Origin of the sequence: Flagellimonas alginilytica (genome assembly GCF_042134605.1) — a bacterium.
GTDB classification, from domain to species: Bacteria; Bacteroidota; Bacteroidia; order Flavobacteriales; family Flavobacteriaceae; genus Flagellimonas; species Flagellimonas alginolytica.
This window is the reverse complement of sequence record NZ_CP169638.1, coordinates 1535917-1555548: the sequence shown is the minus strand read 5'-3', so window position 1 is coordinate 1555548 and position 19632 is coordinate 1535917. Positions and strand designations below refer to the sequence as shown.

Annotated in this window: 19 protein-coding genes; 7 read left to right on the top strand and 12 right to left on the bottom strand. The window is 41.3% G+C overall.

The genetic code is table 11. The features are described from left to right. The 6 genes from rfbB to ABTP35_RS06815 all read right to left on the bottom strand — a co-directional run bounded on the left by rfbB (nt 1) and on the right by ABTP35_RS06815 (nt 7100). Nucleotides 1–1062, bottom strand: a complete 1062-nt coding sequence (gene rfbB, locus ABTP35_RS06840) for a dTDP-glucose 4,6-dehydratase (protein WP_293298000.1) — start codon at nt 1060–1062, stop codon at nt 1–3. A gap of 31 nt (nt 1063–1093) precedes the next feature. After that, nucleotides 1094–1876 carry a dTDP-4-dehydrorhamnose reductase gene (gene rfbD, locus ABTP35_RS06835; protein ID WP_293298003.1) on the bottom strand — a complete coding sequence of 261 codons (783 nt, stop codon included), beginning with the start codon at nt 1874–1876 and terminating at the stop codon, nt 1094–1096. Between the two features lie 62 nt (nt 1877–1938). Beyond that, a complete protein-coding gene (locus tag ABTP35_RS06830; RefSeq protein WP_293298006.1) occupies nt 1939–2988 on the bottom strand; it encodes a hypothetical protein in 1050 nt (349 codons plus the stop codon). A 3-nt stretch (nt 2989–2991) separates the two neighbouring features. Next, the gene (locus ABTP35_RS06825; RefSeq protein ID WP_293298009.1) at nt 2992–4680 is read right to left on the bottom strand and encodes a DUF6909 family protein; all 1689 of its coding nucleotides are present in this window, start codon (nt 4678–4680) and stop codon (nt 2992–2994) included. A gap of 50 nt (nt 4681–4730) precedes the next feature. After that, nucleotides 4731–6230 (bottom strand): GH3 auxin-responsive promoter family protein, encoded by a 1500-nt coding sequence (locus tag ABTP35_RS06820; RefSeq protein ID WP_293298012.1) that lies wholly within the window; start codon nt 6228–6230, stop codon nt 4731–4733. Then, the gene (locus ABTP35_RS06815; protein ID WP_224835957.1) at nt 6231–7100 is read right to left on the bottom strand and encodes a M23 family metallopeptidase; all 870 of its coding nucleotides are present in this window, start codon (nt 7098–7100) and stop codon (nt 6231–6233) included. Nucleotides 7101–7268: 168 nt separating this feature from the next. On the opposite strand from ABTP35_RS06815, the gene tatA reads away from it, so the two are divergent. From tatA to ABTP35_RS06800, 3 genes are all read left to right on the top strand, one after another. Continuing rightward, nucleotides 7269–7466, top strand: coding sequence for a twin-arginine translocase TatA/TatE family subunit (tatA, locus tag ABTP35_RS06810; RefSeq protein ID WP_286037776.1), 198 nt, complete (start codon nt 7269–7271; stop codon nt 7464–7466). 218 nt (nt 7467–7684) lie between these two features. Then, on the top strand, nt 7685–9745 hold the full coding sequence (locus tag ABTP35_RS06805) for an OmpA family protein (protein WP_293298022.1): 2061 nt from the start codon (nt 7685–7687) through the stop codon (nt 9743–9745). 248 nt (nt 9746–9993) lie between these two features. Further along, nucleotides 9994–10164, top strand: a complete 171-nt coding sequence (locus tag ABTP35_RS06800) for a DUF6747 family protein (RefSeq protein WP_224835958.1) — start codon at nt 9994–9996, stop codon at nt 10162–10164. A 76-nt stretch (nt 10165–10240) separates the two neighbouring features. Here the strand turns inward: ABTP35_RS06800 and ABTP35_RS06795 are convergent, their stop codons facing one another. From ABTP35_RS06795 to ABTP35_RS06785, 3 genes are all read right to left on the bottom strand, one after another. Continuing rightward, nucleotides 10241–11239, bottom strand: a complete 999-nt coding sequence (locus tag ABTP35_RS06795) for a DUF4837 family protein (protein ID WP_224835959.1) — start codon at nt 11237–11239, stop codon at nt 10241–10243. A 12-nt stretch (nt 11240–11251) separates the two neighbouring features. Next, nucleotides 11252–12853 (bottom strand): lytic transglycosylase domain-containing protein, encoded by a 1602-nt coding sequence (locus ABTP35_RS06790; RefSeq protein WP_293298027.1) that lies wholly within the window; start codon nt 12851–12853, stop codon nt 11252–11254. A 119-nt stretch (nt 12854–12972) separates the two neighbouring features. Then, nucleotides 12973–14163, bottom strand: a complete 1191-nt coding sequence (locus tag ABTP35_RS06785) for a phosphoglycerate kinase (RefSeq protein WP_293298030.1) — start codon at nt 14161–14163, stop codon at nt 12973–12975. A 180-nt stretch (nt 14164–14343) separates the two neighbouring features. Between ABTP35_RS06785 and ABTP35_RS06780 the strand changes: the two genes are divergently transcribed. The 4 genes from ABTP35_RS06780 (at nt 14344) to ABTP35_RS06765 (ending at nt 17429) form a co-directional block, all read left to right on the top strand. Next, nucleotides 14344–15495 carry a DNA polymerase III subunit delta' gene (locus ABTP35_RS06780; RefSeq protein ID WP_293298033.1) on the top strand — a complete coding sequence of 384 codons (1152 nt, stop codon included), beginning with the start codon at nt 14344–14346 and terminating at the stop codon, nt 15493–15495. Between the two features lie 15 nt (nt 15496–15510). Beyond that, nucleotides 15511–15906 (top strand): DoxX family protein, encoded by a 396-nt coding sequence (locus tag ABTP35_RS06775; protein WP_293298036.1) that lies wholly within the window; start codon nt 15511–15513, stop codon nt 15904–15906. 147 nt (nt 15907–16053) lie between these two features. Continuing rightward, a complete protein-coding gene (locus ABTP35_RS06770; RefSeq protein ID WP_293298039.1) occupies nt 16054–16776 on the top strand; it encodes a nitroreductase family protein in 723 nt (240 codons plus the stop codon). Between the two features lie 56 nt (nt 16777–16832). Then, the gene (locus tag ABTP35_RS06765) at nt 16833–17429 is read left to right on the top strand and encodes a DUF7010 family protein (RefSeq protein ID WP_293298042.1); all 597 of its coding nucleotides are present in this window, start codon (nt 16833–16835) and stop codon (nt 17427–17429) included. A 31-nt stretch (nt 17430–17460) separates the two neighbouring features. On the opposite strand, the gene ABTP35_RS06760 is transcribed toward ABTP35_RS06765, so the two are convergent. From ABTP35_RS06760 to ABTP35_RS06750, 3 genes are all read right to left on the bottom strand, one after another. Beyond that, complete coding sequence (locus ABTP35_RS06760) at nt 17461–17967, bottom strand: OmpH family outer membrane protein (protein WP_224835966.1); 507 nt, start codon at nt 17965–17967, stop codon at nt 17461–17463. Nucleotides 17968–18205: 238 nt separating this feature from the next. After that, nucleotides 18206–19036: a class I SAM-dependent methyltransferase gene (locus ABTP35_RS06755; protein ID WP_293298050.1), complete on the bottom strand. Its 831-nt coding sequence runs from the start codon at nt 19034–19036 to the stop codon at nt 18206–18208. Then, complete coding sequence (locus ABTP35_RS06750) at nt 19014–19559, bottom strand: hypothetical protein (protein ID WP_293298053.1); 546 nt, start codon at nt 19557–19559, stop codon at nt 19014–19016. The genes ABTP35_RS06755 and ABTP35_RS06750 overlap by 23 nt, the downstream gene beginning before the upstream one ends. Nucleotides 19560–19632 lie beyond the last annotated feature (73 nt).

Below are 19632 nucleotides of genomic sequence, written 5' to 3'. Positions count from 1 at the left end.
TTATGCTTGATATTGCTTTTTATAATATTCCAAGTAGTCTCCCGAAGTAACATGGTCTAGCCATTCCTTATTATCAAAATACCACTCTATTGTTAGCTCCAAACCTTCTTCAAATGTTACCGATGGTTCCCACCCTAATTCTTTATTGATTTTCGAGGCATCGATGGCATATCTTAGATCGTGTCCTGGACGATCCTTTACAAAGCTTATGAGCTTTGCCGAAGTGCCTGCCTGCCTGTCCAATTTTTTATCCATTAATCTGCACAATAATTGGGTCAGTTCAATATTCTTCCACTCATTGAAGCCGCCAATATTGTATGTTTCCCCCTTTTTTCCTTGATGGAACACCAAGTCTATGGCCCGGGCGTGATCTTTTACAAAAAGCCAATCCCGAGTATAGTTGCCATCACCATAAACGGGCAATGGTTTTTTTTGAATGATATTGTTGATAAAGAGAGGAACCAACTTTTCTGGAAATTGGTTTGGCCCATAGTTATTGGAACAATTGGAAATTACAAAAGGAAGGCCATACGTTTCCCCATATGCCCTTACAAAATGGTCCGAACTTGCTTTAGAGGCCGAATAAGGGGAATTGGGAGCATATGCTGTAGATTCCTTGAAAAAGCCATGACTTCCCAAACTACCATAGACCTCATCGGTACTGATGTGATAAAATACAAACCTTGGATTATTCCGGTACAACCCCAAGGATGCATTCAACAAATTAACGGTTCCAAAAACATTGGTCCTTACAAACGACAACGGATCTGTGATCGAACGATCTACATGGGACTCTGCCGCCAAATGGATCACACCATCAAAATGATGTTTGGAAAAAAGCTGGTTTACAAAGTCCGTATCGGTAATATCTCCTTTGATGAAGGTATAATTGTCCGCGTCTTCAATATCTTTAAGGTTTTCCAAATTTCCTGCATAGGTCAGGGCGTCCAAATTGAAAACTTGATAATTTTCGTATTCGGAAACAAATCGCCTAACCACATGTGAGCCTATAAACCCGGCACCGCCGGTAATAAGAATGTTTTTGGAAATATTGTGCTCCATTAAAATATGCTTAAAGCCCCTTAGGTTCTAATTATGTAGCAGCGAGAACACTATTCCTAGGTCTCCTTGCTAAGGTACGATAATTCCTGTCCAAAATAAGGTTGGCCGTTTCCTCCAAACCGTTTTCCTTGAGTATTTGTTGTGCAAAACCATACCAAGTTGTAGGCTCCCCATCGGTATAGTGATAGGTTCCAAATGGCCTTTCTCCACAAACAATTTCATTTAAAATATAGTTGGCCAGGGCATCCGAATTGGTCGGGCATCCTTTCTGAGCATCTGTAATTCGCAATTCCTCTCCCGCCTTTGCCTTGTTCAAAATGGTACGGTAAAAGTTATGTCCATGTTTTTTATTGTACAACCAGGATGTCCGAACAATAAAATGGTTGGGTATTATTTTTTGAATAAACTGTTCTCCTTTTAATTTGGATGCTCCATAAACATTGATCGGGTTAGGCCTATCGTCTACCAGATAAGGGCCTTCCTTTTCTCCATCAAAAACATAGTCTGTTGAAATATGTACCAATGTAACGTTATGGCCATTACAAAGCTCTGCTATATTTTTTGCTCCCTCGGCATTAATCTTAAATGCCAAATCAGGATGTTTTTCAGCCTGTTCCACATGGGTGTATGCCGCGCAGTTGATACAAAAATCGTAATGATTTTCTAGGAAGACATCGTCCAACTTGGTCGGCTGGGTAATATCAAGTTGGTCGGCTGTCTTGAAATCAAAACAAAATTGCGGAAAATCTTGGGCATGCTCTTGCAACGTTAAGCCCAATTGCCCACCTGCTCCAGTTACCAAGATTCGCACCATACATTCCTTATATTTTCTTGATTTTTGTGGAAGGAAATATCCAAACGATCGAAAAGGTTATTCTATTTTTTGCTGTAGGATTTCAAATACTTGTTGATTTCCAATAATGCCAATATTCCAAACACTAAAATCAACAGCGCTATGGGAAGTTTAAATTTGTAGCTGTTCCAAATTCCTCTTAGCTCTACTCCCCGTGTTGGGAAATCGCTAATAACATTGATGATCGTAGACTTATTGGCACGTTCTTCGTTCAGTTCTACCAGTTTTTCTTTTAAAATATCTTTTTCTTGGATCAAGGCAAGTTCCCTGCTCCTAGATTCGCCAGTCTGAGCCATATTTATACTCGTGCCCTGCATGGGTTTATCTGCTTCCTTGACCAGTACCGTTCGGTATAAACTTTGAAGGGAATCTAGCTCAATCAACTGTTTTTGATAAATCTCTTCCTGCAAATCCAGGTTCTCATCGTTGATTTTTTTCTGGAGTTTAAAATACTCGTTAACCGAAATTGAGTTGATAATCGCCGGTTGTGCTTTTTTCGCAACCTTGTTGTCCGTACTGATTACCGATATTTGATGAAACCTTGCGTCCAAAGAATTAAAATTCTCCAGATAATTCTCGTAGTCTATCGCTTTAATCGTAGTTGTATCGAGTTCTTTGATGAATTGATCGAACAATTTTATTTTCTGATTTTCATCGGAATACGAATCTGTAAAAATTTCTTTGATCGTCGACGCCTCATGTTCAGTAATGTTCAATGCTGTGGCCAGAGCCACGGAATCCTCTGCTTTTGCTAGATCATTATAAAAATCGATGTTATTATACAGCTGCTGTACACTGTTAAAATTGGGTTCCACTACCATTCTGGAAATATATTTTTCCGTCGACACCCTGTCCAAAATAAAACCACCGACCCCACCAATAATCACTGCGGCCGCAATAATTATGATATTCTTCTGTACAAACAGAAGAAACAGGATGATCAAATGAAAAATGCCCTTAAAAATGCTCCCTATGAAGTTGAAGAATTTTTGAATGCCTCTTCCAATCATTTGGAACAATTGCCCCAAATCTATTTCGTCTGAACTATTCTGATTTACTGGTTGGTCCGCCATTTTTTATGTATTGAATATTTGTTTAAGAATTCTGTCCGTAATCAAGTAAGTGGGTTTAACGCCTGTAGTGCCCAGTCCGCCAGAAGCCAAGGTACTCCCAGTTTCCAAGGGGTTGTCCGATGCGTAATAGGCATAGCGCACCTTAACTTCTTTGTTTATGCTTTTTCGTATTTGAGAAGCCGATTGTATAGCTTTTTGATAATGTACACCCTCCATTTCCAATCCGATCACGTTCCAAGTGGACTCGTGGAAAAACTGGAGTATGTCCCTGTTCTGAAGCGAGGTTCCCAAGACTGTGACCATGGTTCCTTCCATTACTTTTAATCCATGTCCCTTAAAATCGGAGGCGCAGAGTTCGTTGTTAAAGGGGTAATTGTCCGCAGTTCCTTCGAAAATATGGGCGGATGGAATCATTAAATCTCCTTTGCCTCCTTCCAGAATTCCGGCCTTGCCCATAATGGAGACAGAATCCACATTCAAGAAAATCTTTTCACCATCCTCTTCCAAGGGCTTCAACAGTTCATCTATGGTTTCGTATGCTTGTTCCCCAAAGGCATAATCCATTACGAATATAACCGGTTTTTCGTCCTCGGAGATACCTTCCGGCAAATTGTAACAGCAGCTTTCCCCACCAAATTTTGCAGTATCAAATATTTGGACATCGATATTGGCCCCGGATTCATCGTCCAAGAAAATCATCCCATTGCTCTGTGCCAGTTCCTTTACTTTTTGGTTCAGCGATTTGTGTTTTTCGGAACCCAATGCCACATAAATGTCCAGGGAATCGTTGTCCGGAAATTCTTCGGCCAATGCTTTTTTGGCAAAAAGGGAGTTCATTACACTGTGCATATTGGCACTGATGATATGCAATGGCCTATGTATTAAATTGTTCTGCTTTAAGGTGTTCTTTATTTTGTTGGCCCACTTTTCCCCATGAATGTGGTGCCCTAAGCGTTCGCGCAACAACGGACTAAATGTAATGGTTCTTTTATTGCCTGTTGTTTCTTCCTCAATAGCCAATTTGCCCAACCAGTACATCACATTTAAAAAACGGTCTGGATCTTTCTGGGTTTTTAGCTTGTTCTGAATATCAACTACCTCATCAAAAGTTCTGCCCAAGATATTGGCACAATGTATCAGGGCCACTTCTCTTTCTTCATTATCTTTTTCCTCGCTCAGTACAAACTCGGTAAGTTTGTCCCAATCTCTAATGGTTGCATTCCCATCGTCCACCAAAACTCTTTTGGAAATTTTTCCGGACTCAATGAACAAGAAGGTGAGGTGGGTCAAAATATCGTAAATATCACTACGCCCCCGGGTTATTTCAATGTTCATCTGTTCGTCGTCAATGCGGTAACAGTTTCGTCTTCTTTTTGGGGGAACAATAGGTTTTAAATGCGATTTGGCAAAGCCTTCATCCGAGGTAAGGTTAATAAATCGACATTCCTCAATGCCTTCTGGAAGGCGTTCCAATACATAGATCAATCCGTTGAGCTCTGCCTTGTCCTCGGCAATTGTACCATATATTTCGGGCCTGAGCAGCAAAAGTGCACTGCGGAGGGCGTTTCCCGAAACGCCCGATGGTTTATAAAAACCGCGATTGAGCAAATGGCGCATGGTAATGTACAAGCGTTCGATCGCATTGGTAGATTCCTGTGCCCTGGTAGTCTGTTTTACTTCTGTTGCCATCATATCTTCTGGCAAAAATAAGTGAATTCCTATGAAAGTTAAACTGTTATGAGTCAACTAATTTTAAAGGACTGTAATCCGTCCGCCACTTTTCTATCGTTCGCAAGTCGCTGAACCTTGTTCTGCCCGCCCAGTTTACCGATGGATTTCATGTAATCCTGAAAGCCATTTGTTTTGACACTACTAATTTTTAAGGGTTGAAGGATATGTCCATCGATCAAGTCGAGATAGTAACTGTTCTGCTTTTTCATACTTGCCTCAATAATTCCGGCAAATTTTACTCGGTCAGTTGGTTCCCTTTCAAATTCAATGAACCATTCGTGATACGGGAGTTCCCCTTCTGGCGGATTGGTCTGTGGGGCAACGGTAAATTCGTTTACAAGGGCATCGGTCTGTTCCACTGCCAATCGAAGGGCTTCTTCCACTTCTTTGGCAATTACATGCTCACCAAAAGCGGAGATAAAGTGTTTTATACGGCCGGAAACCACAATTTTATACGGGTCTTTGGAAATAAACCGAATGGTATCCCCAAGGTTATAGCCCCAAAGCCCCGCATTGGTAGATATTACCATGGCATAGTCCACATCCAGCTCAACCTCGGCAATGGTCAACCGTTTTGGGTTTTCGTTGAAAAACTCGTCTGCCCTTACAAATTCATAAAAAACACCCGCATCCAACAACAGCAACATTCCTTTTTCCCTTTGGGAATTCTGATAGGCAAAAAAACCTTCGCTAGCGGGGAACAGTTCAATGCTGTCCACTTTTCTGCCGATCAGGTTTTCGAATTTTGCGCGGTATGGTTCATAATTTACGCCTCCGTAAATAAACAGTTGGAATTCTTTAAAAAGCTCCCCTACTTTTTTGCCCGTTTTTGCATTCAGCTTTTCAAAATACATTTGGACCCAAGAGGGAATGCCCGCTATAACGGTCATACTCTCCTCTTCTGTTTCCTCTACAATCTTGTCCACCTTTGTTTCCCAATCCTCGATACAATTGGTCTCCCAACTGGGCAAGCGGTTTTTTTGAAGGTAATTGGGAACGTAATGTGCCGATATGCCCGATAATCTTCCCAATTTTATGCCGTTCTTTTCTTCCAACATGGGGCTGCCCTGAAGAAAAATCATTCTGCCGTCCACAAAATCCGCATTACCGGTTTCGTGGATGTAATTGAGTATGGCATTTCGAGAGGCTTCTACCTGATTTTTAATTGATGGTTTGGTGATGGGAATATATTTGGCGCCGGATGTTGTCCCGGAAGTTTTGGCAAAATATATGGGTTTCCCGGGCCAGAGCACATCGCTTTTACCATCAAGAATTTGCTGAACATAGCCTTTGAGCTCTTCATAATCCCTAATAGGAACTCTTTCCGTAAATTCTTGATGTGATTTAATGGTGTCAAAGCCATGGTCCCTGCCAAAAACAGTGTTCTTGGCTTCGGTTATCAATTGGTTAAAAACCTTTTGTTGGGTCTTAACGGGCTGTTTTACCCATTTATCGGTCTTTTTTGCAATTCGATTCGCAAATATTTTAGCTGCAAATGCTTTTAAGGACATTTAATTGAAATCAATATAGTTTTGTGGGTCCACTGGTTTGCCTTTTCTCCAAAGTTCAAAGTGTAGGTGTGGTCCTGTAGTAAGCTCTCCTGTATTTCCTATTGAAGCTATTACCTCGCCTGCCTTTACCATATCGCCTTGAGCTTTGCTCAACGAGCCGTTATGTTTGTACACCGATGTAATGCCTTCTTGGTGTTCCACGATGATCACATACCCTGTTTCGGTGGTCCATTCCGCAAAAAGAACGGTGCCGTCCGCAATTGCTTTGACCGGTGTATCCCTTGGGGCTACCAAATCCACAGCATAGTGCTTTGTTTTTGGGTCGAACCCTTGGGTCAAAGTACCGTTAACCGGAGAAAAGAAAAGTGTTCCAAGGTTTTCCACATCCCTTTCAAAAAGATTATACTTGTCTTCCAGTTCCACTTCTTCACGCAAAAGCAAATCTTCGCGTATGGGTGTCAGGTCTACTGTGGAGGGGTCCAATTTGTACTGTTCGAACAGGGAATCCCTATTCGTCTGGTTATTCTCGATATCGCCGCGCAGTACTTTTCTAACATTGTCCAAGTACTTATTTGTATAGTTAAGAACAGTGACCAAAGAATCTGTTTTATAGGTAAGTTCCGTAGCCTGTCTCTTTAATTTTGTTGAGGAATATCCCGGAATATATTCTCGAAGGGGCGTAAAGGCAATGATCAATGTCGTGAGCCCTATCAATACAATTATAAATAAGGTTCCGGTAACAAAAACATTGAGCCGATTGAGTTTAAACGAAATTTTCTCCTCAAAGGTGCTTTCATTAAGAATTACCAAGCGATACTTGTGCAGTAGCTTACGTTTTATCTCTTTTCTTTTCTTTTTGTCCTTTGCCATGGTCAACAAAGATAGTCTTAGATTTTAATATGGATGTTAAGCTTTTTAAAAAGCTACGCTGCTTACAAGTCTAAAAATCAGTTTTAAATCCTAAATTTCGTTAATCGAATATTCTCTTCCACTTCTTTTTAGTACCTTTACCTTTCTAAATTAAAGGTTTTTGAAGATATGATTGCTCAAACTATATTACTTGGAATGTTGGGCCCTTGGCAGATTGTCCTGATTGTTGCCGTGGTAGTTTTGCTTTTCGGAGGCAGAAAAATTCCGGAACTTATGAGAGGGCTTGGTAGCGGCATCAAAGAATTTAAGGACGCGACCAAAGAAGACGAGAAACTGGAAGGCGGAAAAAACGAATCTAATTCCTAAACGGATTTTTTGGGCGTTGAAACGCACTGGTTTTTAATTGGTTTTCGACCAACGACCACATATTTTAAGGTTTCAATGTCGATATTTCAGCCTTTCACAACAAAAAATTATCCCCCCAATTACCTTATCCTATTTTAGCGGTTACAACTAAACTGTTAGGCTTGCATGCTTAACCTCCAAATGAGCCTTTTTTGTTCATTTGTGCAGACGGAGTGGTAATGAAAAGATTGATCTTGCTTTTTTTCTTCTCATGCTTCCTAGGGTCAAATGCCCAGGAGCTTGCCCTTTCCAATATTGGAGAGGATACTTTGTTGTCCGATACACTGATGGACAATAACAGCGATGAATCCCCAAGTGAATTTGTAAAATACCTCGACGGGCTCAATAATAAAAAGCTCAATAAATACCTTGGTAAAAAAGGAGTGGCCGAAAAACTGGTCCAAAGAGGCAATTCGTACTTTAACAAAATGTGGTATGCCGAAGCTGCTCGCATTTTTGATATTGTCCTCGAAAAAACCGATACAAAGCACACTTACGAAATACTTTCCAAAGCTGGCGATTCCCATTATTACACCGGTAATCTGGAAAAATCGTACAAGTGGTACAACGAGCTGTACACATTATACGAAGATGAAATAAATACAGACACCTTTTTTAAATATACCCAAACCCTAAAGGGAACGGGAAAATATCGTAGAGCGGCAGCTTTGACCAAAATATTGAGACAAAAAAGGAACGAGCCCCTGAACGAACTGGAATCGTTAAACACCAATACTTGGAAAGGCGCAACACAAGTGACGATCAAGAATTTGGATATTAACTCCAAGTATTCCGATTTTTCGCCCATGTTCCATAATGATTCGGATATCGTATATGCTTCCGCAAAAGATTCTTCCATTTTGACCACACGTCGTTATCGCTGGACCAACCAGCCTTTTCTTGATCTATATGTTTCAAAAAAGAAAAATGATGATGGTGATCTATTGCCGCCCAAAAAATTCTCCAAGAAAATCAATACAAAATACCATGAGGCATCATCTGCCTTTTCTCCCGACCAAAAAACTATCTATTTTACCAGAAACAACTATGGTAAACGATTGAAGCGAGGCAAAAATGGTATTAACCACCTCAAGATCTATCGCTCACAAAACATAGATGGCCAATGGACCAGCGCAGAAGAACTTCCCTTTAATAGTGAGGACTATTCAACGGGACACCCTACTGTAAGTCCTGATGGCAAAAAACTGTATTTTGTTTCCGATATGCCCGGCGGTTTTGGCGAAACGGACATCTATGTGGTGGATATTCTAGAAAATGGTGCGTTTTCCGAGCCCAAAAACCTGGGTAGGGCCATCAACTCGGATACAAAGGAAATGTTCCCGTACGTAACGGAAAACAGTCTTTATTTCTCGTCCAACAGACCAATGGGATATGGCGGGCTAGATGTTTACAAATCCGATGGTTCCGATGAGACTTTTGCAGGCGCGATGAATTTGGGCGAGCCCATTAACAGCAATAGGGACGATTTTTCGTATATCGTGGACGCCTCTACCGGGAAGGGCTATTTTGCATCTAACCGAAAAGGAGGCAAAGGTGATGACGATATTTATTCCTTTGCCTACACTCCAAACCTAAATGCGATCACAGGGGTTGTGGAAGATTTGGCATCAGGTGAAGCGTTGCCTAGCGCTACCGTATTACTATTGCAAGGAAATAGAATGATAAATGAAACAACCGTAGATGAAATGGGTCACTATTCCTTTCCCAACCTAAACCCAACTACCAATTACATGGTGGTGGCGAAAAAGGAGGGGTACCTAAACGATAGTCTTGCGATACAAACCGCCGATAACAAAAATATAGTGGTGACCCAAAAGCTGAAGGCAGAGATCAATCAATCCGCAGCAGAGGCCATTGTTAAAACATTTGAACCCAACAATGTTTATTTCAGCTTTGATAGCTACGAAATAACCCCGAGTTCCGCACAAGAATTGGATAAACTGATTACTGTGCTAAAATCGAACAAAGGGCTATCCTTAAAGATTGAATCCCATACCGATGCTATTGGTTCCAAGGCTTACAATAAATACCTTTCCGAGAAGCGGGCCAAGTCTACCAAAGACTATATGGTTTCGCAAGGTATAGACCCGAGCCGAATTATTAGCACCTCTGGATTTGGTGAAGACCGTTTATTGAACAATTGTGGAGATAGCCAATCCTGTCCTCCTGGTCAGCACCGTTTAAACAGAAGGTCGGAGTTTATCCTAATTGCCGAATAAGCTCTTACAGGCCTTAAAACTGTGTTTATCCGCCTTAAAAATACAGAACTTCTACTGTTTGTCGGTGAAATTGATCGTATAACCGATCAGGGCAATATGTAGTTTATCGATCAAAAGCACAATCTTACGGATTTAACACTTTTCACAACAGCATTCACCCCTTTTTTCCTGCGTTTCATCCCTTTGTTTTCGGTTCTCACCTTCGTAGTCGAATCTTTGACACGTCTTTAAATCTTAAAATCAAGCTTATGAAAAAATTAGTACTCGTCAAAGAAATCTATATGGATGCGTTCCGCAACTTGGGGCACATCATCGTGGAAAAATACTTTAAAATATTTGCCTGGTTCAGCTTTGTCATGTTCTTTATTGTGCTTTATGCCTTTATTTACAGGATAGCAACAGGCTTTGCGTTTGATTAATCAACCTAAGTTTTAAAGAACGAAAAAGCCCAGACAATGTGCACTGGGCTTTTTTGATATTTGAATTTGGTTGTTCCTATCCTTTTGGAGGATCGGAATCAAACTTTATGGTCTTTAAAATAGCTTCCAGCTCGAACATGTAGTCTCTTTTTGCTTCGGACGGAGCAAAAGTGAATCCCTCGATAATCATTTTTCTATTGTTCTCCTTATCGTTGATGATGTAGGTTAAGAACGGACCCGCCATTGGGTAACCATGTATTTCCCAAACGCCTTTTACCTCAGCCGCTTTTTTGCCACCTATTTCTGCAGGAAAAACATAAGGGGCAAAAGCTTTTTCCGTAATCATATACGTGTTTTCATACGGGCCGGGAATAAAGCTTTTTCCAATGGAATCCCTCATTCTTACAATATCCTCCACAAAGGTAGAGTCGTTATTAAAATAGTCCCATGGCATCTCATAAGCAATAATGTTCATGGTTCCTTTTGGGATTTGAATGTCCATCCAAACAAATTTGTTTTCCCTTCTGCCCACTTTGTAAAGCGAGGGCACGTTAAGTTGTATTCCGAACTCTTCTTCTAGTGCTTTGTCCTTGCTCAAGGAACGCTCAAAGCGCTTCTGGGCCTCGGCAATCTCGTTTGCTTTGAATTCTTTTATTGCCCTATCGGCCAACGAATCCAGGTTTTTGATCAACACCTCTTCTGTAGGCCCGGTTACAACGGCTACTTTTTGAGGTTTTGAATATGCATCGTTTTTAATGTGGGCCAAGGAGGTAGAGTCTTGCTCCACATACAACAGTGATCGGGAATGGGTGGTTGTTCCCTTAAACACTTTTGGTGGTATCTGGGTTAGGCTGAACTTTGGTTCTATTTGCGGTAATCCTACAATCTGGGCCGCAAACTCTTCCCTTATTTTTTCGCCAACTGGGCCTCGCCAGAGTTCAGTATCCATAACTACCATTAAGGAGTTGATCCCTCCTGTGGATGGCGGTAAAAACCTTTCTTTTGATCCCGAGCTGTTACAAGCTCCCAATGCCAGCAATACGGTGACAATAAATAGTGTTCCTAATTTTTTCATCTTGTGTTAAATTTACGAAGAACAATCGCACAATTTTAGTTTTGTGCCCGGTTTTAGATTATTACCGCTAATACCGTTCCATTCTCGCAAATTTTCGATGGAAACACCGGGGTATTTTTTGGAAATGGTCCAAAGGGAATCCCCAGATCTTACTGTATGGATTTTTGAGCCGTCCGCTACCTTTCCATTTGATTTGGAACTACTGTTATTGCTGCTTTTTTTAGCGATATACGGTTTTCTTGGAAAAATAGTTAAGCGCTGTCCGACCCTTAAATTATTGCTCCTAAGTCCGTTCCATCTTTTTATCTGGCTTACACCAACCCCATAGCGCTCCGCTATCTTGCCCAGATAATCCCCACTTTTTACACGATATCTTATTTGATCCTGTGCCTTGATCATACTGGGCAATGGTTTCTCCATGGAATCCAATTCCTTTTTGGCATAGGCATAGATTTCTTCCTCGTTGGAGACAAATTTTCCAATTTTTGAAACCGGCAGACGGAGTGCATAATTCTTCCCTTCGACTTTTGGAATAATATTCAATTTATAGGCCGGGTTCAACATTTCCAGCTCCTCTTTACCTATATCCACCAATTTGGATATTTGATCAAACGTTATCAGGTTTTTTACATGAACCGTGTCGGTTTCAAAATAAGCGCGTTCTGCTCTTTTATATTGTAGCCCATGTTCCTCCGCATATTCAAAAATGTACATGGTAGCCAAAAATGCAGGGAGGTATCCTGCTGTTTCACGTGGAAGAAACGGTCGGATGTTCCAATAGTTCTCATATCCCCCGGAGCGCCTTATGGCCTTATTTACATTTCCCGGTCCCGAGTTATAGGCCGCAAGGGCCAAATCCCAATCCCCAAAAATATCATACAATCTGGACAAGTACTTGCTCGCCGCTTTGGTGGCCATGATCGGATCATGCCTCTCATCAACATAACTGCTCACATCCAGCCCATACATTTTTCCGGTGCTGTACATAAATTGCCACAGGCCCTTTGCCCCAACCCTAGACCTTGCCTTGGGATTGAGTGCGGACTCAACAATTGCCAAATATTTTATTTCCAAAGGAATGTTCTGGTTGTCCAGTTCTTGTTCAAACAGTGGAAAATAAAATTGACTGGCGGTCATCATCCGTTGCATTAAGTCCCTCCTTCGTGTTAAAAAGGATTTGATAACGCTTTCCAACGATGGGTTGTATGAGATGTTGAAGGGTGTTTTTTCATCCATTCGGGCTAAACGGGCCTTTAGTGTATCGGTGGGCAGATCCAGTAAAACAGCCGGCTCTTGTTCCGGTGAACTTTGGATTTCCAACAACATATCGCTGAATAGCTCTGCGTTACTGTGAAGCTCTTTGAGCCAAAGGCTATCGTATCTCCATGCCTCTTCCAGATCGCGCAGTCTAAATTTGCCGTCCTCTTGCGTTTCAAGAGCCATCAATTGCCCATCTATTTTGATGTTTGATACGGCAATAGTGGCATTTTCACTCTCCTGATCCTTAGTTGAATCTCCATCAACATTCTGCTGATCATCCACTTGCTGTGCTGCCATATTCGAAGCTACGCAAAGAATGGCCGCAAAAACAGCTTTTTTAATTTTCTGGTTCATTTGGACAAGGTTTGATTTTTTTGGGGCGAACTAAATTGGCTTTTTTTTCTGAAATAGTAAAGCCAAGAGATAAAATTCTCTTTCTTTTAACGTTTCCCCAATATCTCAAAACGTGAGACTTAGCCTATTATTGCAGCAATTCCGGGCAAGGTCTTGCCCTCCAAGCTTTCCAACATGGCTCCACCACCTGTAGAAACATAGCTCACTTTGTCCTCGAAACCAAACTGTTTTACGGCCGCAACGGAATCACCTCCGCCAACTAGCGAGAACGCTCCACTTTGAGTGGCTTCGTCTATATAGTTGCCAACGGCTATGGTTCCTTTGGCGAAGTTTTCCATTTCGAAAACTCCAACGGGTCCGTTCCAAAGAATTGTTTTGGAAGCAAGAATTACTTGTTTGAAAATTTCAAGGGTTTTAGGTCCGGCATCCAAGCCTTGCCATCCATCCGGAATTTCGTTTACCTCCACAAATTGGGTGTCGGCGCCATTATCAAAATCATTGGCGGCCAGAACATCTACCGGTAAATATACCTGAACGTTCTTGGCCTTTGCCTGTTTTAGAATATCGAGCGCCAAATCCATTTTGTCATCCTCGCAGATGGAGTCCCCGACTTTACCCCCTTGGGCTTTTATAAAAGTGTAGGTCATACCCCCTCCGATGATCAAATTGTCCACCTTGTCCAGAATATTCTCAATAATGGTGATTTTTGAAGAAACTTTAGCGCCGCCCAAGATTGCGGTTACTGGTTTTTCCCCGGTTTCCATCACCTTGTCTATTGCTTTTATTTCTTTGGCCAACAAATATCCGAAACACTTGTTTTCGGGGAAAAACTTGGCCACTATTGTTGTAGAGGCATGGGCTCTATGAGCTGTTCCAAAAGCATCGTTCACATAAACATCCCCGTGTTTGGACAACTGTTCGGCAAACGATTCGTCTCCAGCTTCTTCCTCAGCATAAAACCTTAGGTTTTCCAGCAAAAGAACCTCGCCGCTTTTTAACCCTGCTACGGCTTCATCCGCTTTGGTTCCAACACAATCCTCCACAAATTTCACCTGTACCCCGATAATATCGGATACGGTTTCGGCGATATGCGATAGCGACATATCCGGATTTACTTTTCCTTTTGGCCGACCCAAATGGCTCATTAAGACCGCAGACCCACCGTCTTCCAAAACTTTTAGTATGGTGGGTTTTGCAGCATCGATCCGGCTGGTATCGGTTACATTGAAATCGCCATCCAACGGCACGTTGAAATCTACTCGTATCAATGCTTTTTTTCCTTCAAAATTAAAATCGTCTATCGTTTTCATCTGTGTGTCCTTTTTGAGAATTTCAAAAGTAAAGATTTCCTGCTTTTTCGGCTATTCATCCGGACTAATATTTAAAAGTTTCAGTGGATTTAACCTTTTCGTTGAATTCTGTTAAACCTTCTTTGGGATACCCTGTTTTCCTTAGGGAAACTTCAGCCGTTAAAAATGTATCTTTGGGACATGCTTTTTAAAAATGTTTTAGGCTTAGAGCACATCAAAAACCATTTGGTGACCACAGCTGAAACCGGAAGGGTGGCGCATGCTCAATTATTTGTGGGGCCAGAGGGTTCCGGCGTTCTGCCCATGGCAATTGCCTATGCCCAGTATCTGTTGTGTGGCAACATCGGTGGCGAAAATGAAGGAGGACATACCGATTGCAATACCAAATGCAACTCATTGTCGCATCCCGATCTTCATTTTGCTTTTCCCGTTTCCAATTCGGACAAGATAAAATCGCATGCGGTAAGCGACCATTATTTGGAAGAGTGGCGCCAATTTGTAAAAGAGCAACCATATGGAAACCTGTTCGACTGGTACCGGCATATCGGCATTGAAAAAAAACAGGGCCAAATCGGGGTGGACGAAGCCCAGGACATGGTTAAAAAGCTATCGTTAAAGTCTTATGAGGGCGGATATAAGATCTTGATTGTCTGGATGGCGGAAAAAATGAATGTCTCCGCTGCGAACAAGCTGCTAAAATTGATCGAGGAGCCTCCAAACAAAACCATTTTGCTCCTTTTGGCCGAAGATGAAGAACAAATCATAAACACGATCAGATCCCGTTGTCAAATTTTGAATTTTCCCCCACTTGCGGAACAAGCGATTACCGATGCGCTCCTCCTAAAAGGTGTGGACCAGACCGAAGCGTTGACCATTGCCTTGGAGGCAAACGGGAATTTTAATAAAGCTTTGGATCTATTGAACAAGGATTCCGAGGATTTGGTTTTCGAAAGATGGTTTGTACAATGGGTGCGCAGCGCATTTAAGGCCAAAGGCAACAAAGCTGCGGTACAGGAACTGATCTTGTGGAGCGACGAGGTGGCCAAAACGGGACGTGAGGTGCAAAAGAAGTTTTTGAATTACTGTCTCACCATGATGCGCCAAGCACTTTTGCTAAATTATAGCGCCACGGAACTGGTACATGCGAAAATACATATGGAGGGCTTTGACCTCAACAAATTTGCTCCTTTTGTACATGAAAACAATATTTTGGATATTGTAAAGGAGTTGGAACAGGCTATTTTTCACGTGGAACGTAACGGAAATTCCAAATTGATCTTTACGGACCTGTCCATAAAACTTACAAGGCTTTTGCACGCCAAGGCCGCCTAATTTAAAATATAGTTTATGAACAATGTATTCGCGAACGCCACAGAAATCCTCTTATTATTGTTTTTGACAATTACATTTTTGCAAAGTGGAATAGATAAAATTTTAGATTGGAAAGGCAATTTGGATTGGTTGACCGGTCATTTTTCCAAATCCATTTTTAGGGGAATGGTCCCAGGACTTCTGGGAATTGTTTTGGTATTGGAAATGTTATCGGGAATACTGGCCGGTGTCGGCGCTTTTCAATTTATTGTTGATGGTGAGAGCAGTTATGGCTTTTACGGCGCCATTTTGTCGGGAATTACCTTGCTGATGTTGTTATTGGGTCAGAGGGTCGCCAAAGATTACGTAGGTGCCCAAACTATTGTTGTGTATTTGATACCTACCCTATTTTTAGTGTTTTTAATGCAATAAGGCACGTTTGGAGCACGCTCCCATATATAATTGAGATTGGCCCTAAATGGAAATTGATATGGGCTGCAAGAACACTTTGGTTTCCCATACAAAATCGTTTGACTTTCGTTTTTAATTTTAATCAACTCTACTTAATCCACCACCCCAATGACATTTGAAGAAGCCGTAATCCATCGTCGCTCCGTCAGAAATTATAAAGAAGAGTCCATTGATGAAGAGGTCGTGAAACATTGCCTCCAAATGGCCACTTTGGCACCCAATAGTTCCAATATGCAGCTTTGGGAGTTTTACCATATCACAAATCCTGAGGTGCTTAAAAAAATTTCGGTGGCGTGTTTGGACCAACAGGCGGCCACAACAGCCCAACAATTAGTGGTTTTTGTTACACGCCAAGATCTTCATCGGACAAGGGAAAGAGATATGCTAAAACTAGAAACCAAAAATGTCCAAAAGAATAGCCCAAGAGAAAAACAAGAGGCCCGCATAAAGAGATGGCAGCTGTATTATGGAAGGGTAATGCCATTTTTATATGCTCGTTTTTTTGGTGTGCTTGGAGTTATCAGAAAAATTATGGTAAATATAGTCGGGTTGTTCCGACCTATTGTTTACCAAGTATCCGAAAGCGATATGAATGTAGTTGTACATAAAACATGTGCACTGGCCGCCCAAACCTTTATGCTGGCCATGTCTTCCAAAGGATATGATACCTGCCCCATGGAGGGTTTTGATAGCAAACGGGCAAAGCGCATTTTAAAATTGCCCTATGGAGCACAGATCAACATGATTATCTCGTGTGGCATTCGTGCAGAAGGCGGGGTATGGGGCGATCGCATGCGTATTCCATTTGAAGAAGTTTATACGCGTGTGTAGCCTAAGTTTCATTATTTTATTTGGTTAATCTTTTTAAAAAACTAACCCCATTTTATATGGACACAGCAAGTAACAATTCCGGCACGCAAGACCTAAACCATATTAATGTTGCCCAATCCGACCTTCGCAAAGGTTACGGTTATGGGGCGTTGGGTGTATTGTCATCCGGATTGGTTTGGCTTGTTTCTGGATCAGTGGCGTTTTTGGTCAATGGCCAAACTGCGGTTTGGACGCTTTTTTTCGGCGGCATGCTTATTCATCCTTTAGGATTGTTGTTGGCTAGGTTAACCGGTGTTCCTGGTAAACATTCCAATCAAAATGCATTGGGAAAACTGGCCATGGAGGGTACATTTTTTATGCTCATGTGCATTCCTCTGGCATTGTTGCTATCTCTGCAGGAGCATGCGTGGTTTTTTCAAGGTATGCTTTTGATCATTGGTGGAAGGTATTTGACCTTTACCACGCTTTACGGGATTAAGATATATTGGATATTGGGCGGGCTTTTGGGAGCTACTGCCTTTGGGTTGTTTTTCCTAAATGCATCTCCCGGCCTTTCAGCACTTAGTGGTGCCGTGGTTGAACTTGCGTTCGGTGCTTTTTTATTCACATCATATAAAAAATCAAAGGCACAAAAACAAAAAGCCCGCTCTTAAAAGCGGGCTGGTGTACAACTGAACTATAATTTTATTTTTCGTATTTATCGTTCAATATTTTTAGAATGGCATCGGTAACGTCATTTGTTTCGTCCCCATAAATAACGGAGCCCCCGTCGCCACCTCCAAGGATGTACGTGTAACCATTTGCCTCGCCATAGGCTTTTATTTCTTTTTTCACCTTTTTTACCAAGCTGTCCATCTCTGCCTGACTGGATTGCTGTAACTGCTGCTCTTCTTGTTGCAACTGTTGACCAACAAATTGCCCACGCTGTTGTAGTTGTGCGTATTCCTCTTGTGCATTTTTCTGTGACATTTTCTGCGCCTTGGTCTGAAACTGTTGCAATTCCAATTGAAAAGCTTGTGAAATACTATCTCTTTTTTTGCCCATGGCATCCGCTTTGGTTTTGAACCTGGCCTCAACATCTACTTTCTCTTGATACTCGTCCATGATTCGTACACTATCCACAAATGCGATTTTGTTCTGCTGACATGCCATGGCGGTTATGGCAATTACAAGCACTAGTAATTTTTTCATCATTAAGTTTTTATAGATGGCAAAAATAGAAAAGGTTTTCAAATAGGGATAATTAAGTTGGAACGTTCTAAAAAGTTAAAATTGGAACTATAAGCTTTTCTTATTTATAGTTTCGATTTCTATTGACCTCCCTTATGTTTTGTGCGTTCAGAAACGGCTCTCTGTAAGCGTTTCTTTTTTGGCCAATGTAATTGTCCTATTTAGTGTAAAATGAGCTGTCCAAAAGGCTTAAAACGGCTTATTGCTTCTTTTTGAGGATATAAATCAGTGAAGAGTGTTCTTTGGTGAAGATGGCACTTAAATTTGACCATAGTCCAATAAAAAAGGCTTTGATCAGATAAAGCTTGTTGCCTTTGTATTTTTCTGAAAGCATGGAAACGTAAAATGCATCGAAGAGCATGGGTCCAATCTTTACCACTTCCATTTGATGTGCAGCAAATATTTTGGCGATTGCTGTTTTTGAAAAATGCCAAAGGTGCCTAGGAACATCGTAACCGGCCCAAAACGACCCATAATGGTTTGCATCATACGATTTAAAATTTGGGACAGCGATTACCATTACGCCGTCCTCTTCCAAAAGACCCACCAAAGTTTTAATGTCGTTTTCCAAATCCGGTAAATGCTCTAGTACATGCCAAAGAGTGATGGCTTGGAACCTATTGGCATTTATCTCTTGTATTTTGGCGCTTAGCCCCACACCTTTTTTTAGAGCTAATTCCCTAGCCTTGTTGTTGGGCTCCACCCCAAAGGCTTCAAATCCATGTTTTTTTGCCGTAAGCACAAAATCTCCTGTTCCTGCCCCAATATCAAGTAGATTTATTGGTTTATTTACCTGATTATCAACAACTTGAATTTTATTTTGTAAATTTCTGCGCTTAACAAACTGGTACAATCTATCTGTAAAAGTATTTTGGGCATCGGTATGCGATATATAGTCCTCACTTTCGTAATATAAGTCAAGGCTTTCGGGTTGTGGTTTAGTAACCAACATATCCAGGTCTTGATCATGATGTAGTTCAAATTCTTCGCCTGAAACAGAAAAGTCTTTAGTTTTTAAAAACAAGCTCATTATAATTATCGGTGGCCAAATATTCTTTCTTCAAATCCCGAAGATAGGACAAAACCACCTCTCTTGAAACTGAATCGAACGATAAACAATCTTCTTCTGTTGCACTGAATATTTCTATGGCTATGTACCAATTTCCTATTCGTGTAGCATGGGCATCCTCAAACATGGGATCCATATCGGCCGCTCGGCTTAATGCCACATCCAACGCCAAAGGAACCAGGTTAATGGTTTTGGTCGGAATCTCGACTTCGTAAAATGAAAAATAAAAGGTTTGGTCATTGATTGTAAATGGTACTTGCACATCCACGTAATAATCGTACAGTTGATATTTTGTGTTTACATAATGGTAAAACTCGTCGGCATCTTTTGGGTCTTCGAACACAAAAACTGTTTTCTTGGGCAGTCCCCTTTTAAACTTTTTTCCTTGGGTTATTTTATAGTTTTTTATAGTGGGGGCAATACGTAGTGGTATACATGAATGCAAAAACATAACCGCTAACGCAAGAAGTAGATGCTGTTTCATTTTACAAGTTGATTTGCAAATACAAATCAAAAATTGAGCCAATTACATCCGGCCAAAAAGATAACAGTTGTTC

What these genes read in the sequence shown, in the direction of transcription:
- rfbB (WP_293298000.1), bottom strand. Translation starts at nt 1,062, where the DNA reads ATGGAGCACAATATTTCCAAAAACATTCTTATTACCGGCGGTGCCGGG.
- ABTP35_RS06780 (WP_293298033.1), top strand. Translation starts at nt 14,344, where the DNA reads ATGCTTTTTAAAAATGTTTTAGGCTTAGAGCACATCAAAAACCATTTG.
- rfbD (WP_293298003.1), bottom strand. Translation starts at nt 1,876, where the DNA reads ATGGTGCGAATCTTGGTAACTGGAGCAGGTGGGCAATTGGGCTTAACG.
- ABTP35_RS06815 (WP_224835957.1), bottom strand. Translation starts at nt 7,100, where the DNA reads ATGGCAAAGGACAAAAAGAAAAGAAAAGAGATAAAACGTAAGCTACTG.
- ABTP35_RS06750 (WP_293298053.1), bottom strand. Translation starts at nt 19,559, where the DNA reads ATGAAACAGCATCTACTTCTTGCGTTAGCGGTTATGTTTTTGCATTCA.
- ABTP35_RS06805 (WP_293298022.1), top strand. Translation starts at nt 7,685, where the DNA reads ATGAAAAGATTGATCTTGCTTTTTTTCTTCTCATGCTTCCTAGGGTCA.
- ABTP35_RS06795 (WP_224835959.1), bottom strand. Translation starts at nt 11,239, where the DNA reads ATGAAAAAATTAGGAACACTATTTATTGTCACCGTATTGCTGGCATTG.
- ABTP35_RS06825 (WP_293298009.1), bottom strand. Translation starts at nt 4,680, where the DNA reads ATGATGGCAACAGAAGTAAAACAGACTACCAGGGCACAGGAATCTACC.
- tatA (WP_286037776.1), top strand. Translation starts at nt 7,269, where the DNA reads ATGATTGCTCAAACTATATTACTTGGAATGTTGGGCCCTTGGCAGATT.
- ABTP35_RS06785 (WP_293298030.1), bottom strand. Translation starts at nt 14,163, where the DNA reads ATGAAAACGATAGACGATTTTAATTTTGAAGGAAAAAAAGCATTGATA.
- ABTP35_RS06775 (WP_293298036.1), top strand. Translation starts at nt 15,511, where the DNA reads ATGAACAATGTATTCGCGAACGCCACAGAAATCCTCTTATTATTGTTT.
- ABTP35_RS06755 (WP_293298050.1), bottom strand. Translation starts at nt 19,036, where the DNA reads ATGAGCTTGTTTTTAAAAACTAAAGACTTTTCTGTTTCAGGCGAAGAA.
- ABTP35_RS06820 (WP_293298012.1), bottom strand. Translation starts at nt 6,230, where the DNA reads ATGTCCTTAAAAGCATTTGCAGCTAAAATATTTGCGAATCGAATTGCA.
- ABTP35_RS06760 (WP_224835966.1), bottom strand. Translation starts at nt 17,967, where the DNA reads ATGAAAAAATTACTAGTGCTTGTAATTGCCATAACCGCCATGGCATGT.
- ABTP35_RS06765 (WP_293298042.1), top strand. Translation starts at nt 16,833, where the DNA reads ATGGACACAGCAAGTAACAATTCCGGCACGCAAGACCTAAACCATATT.
- ABTP35_RS06770 (WP_293298039.1), top strand. Translation starts at nt 16,054, where the DNA reads ATGACATTTGAAGAAGCCGTAATCCATCGTCGCTCCGTCAGAAATTAT.
- ABTP35_RS06800 (WP_224835958.1), top strand. Translation starts at nt 9,994, where the DNA reads ATGAAAAAATTAGTACTCGTCAAAGAAATCTATATGGATGCGTTCCGC.
- ABTP35_RS06790 (WP_293298027.1), bottom strand. Translation starts at nt 12,853, where the DNA reads ATGAACCAGAAAATTAAAAAAGCTGTTTTTGCGGCCATTCTTTGCGTA.
- ABTP35_RS06830 (WP_293298006.1), bottom strand. Translation starts at nt 2,988, where the DNA reads ATGGCGGACCAACCAGTAAATCAGAATAGTTCAGACGAAATAGATTTG.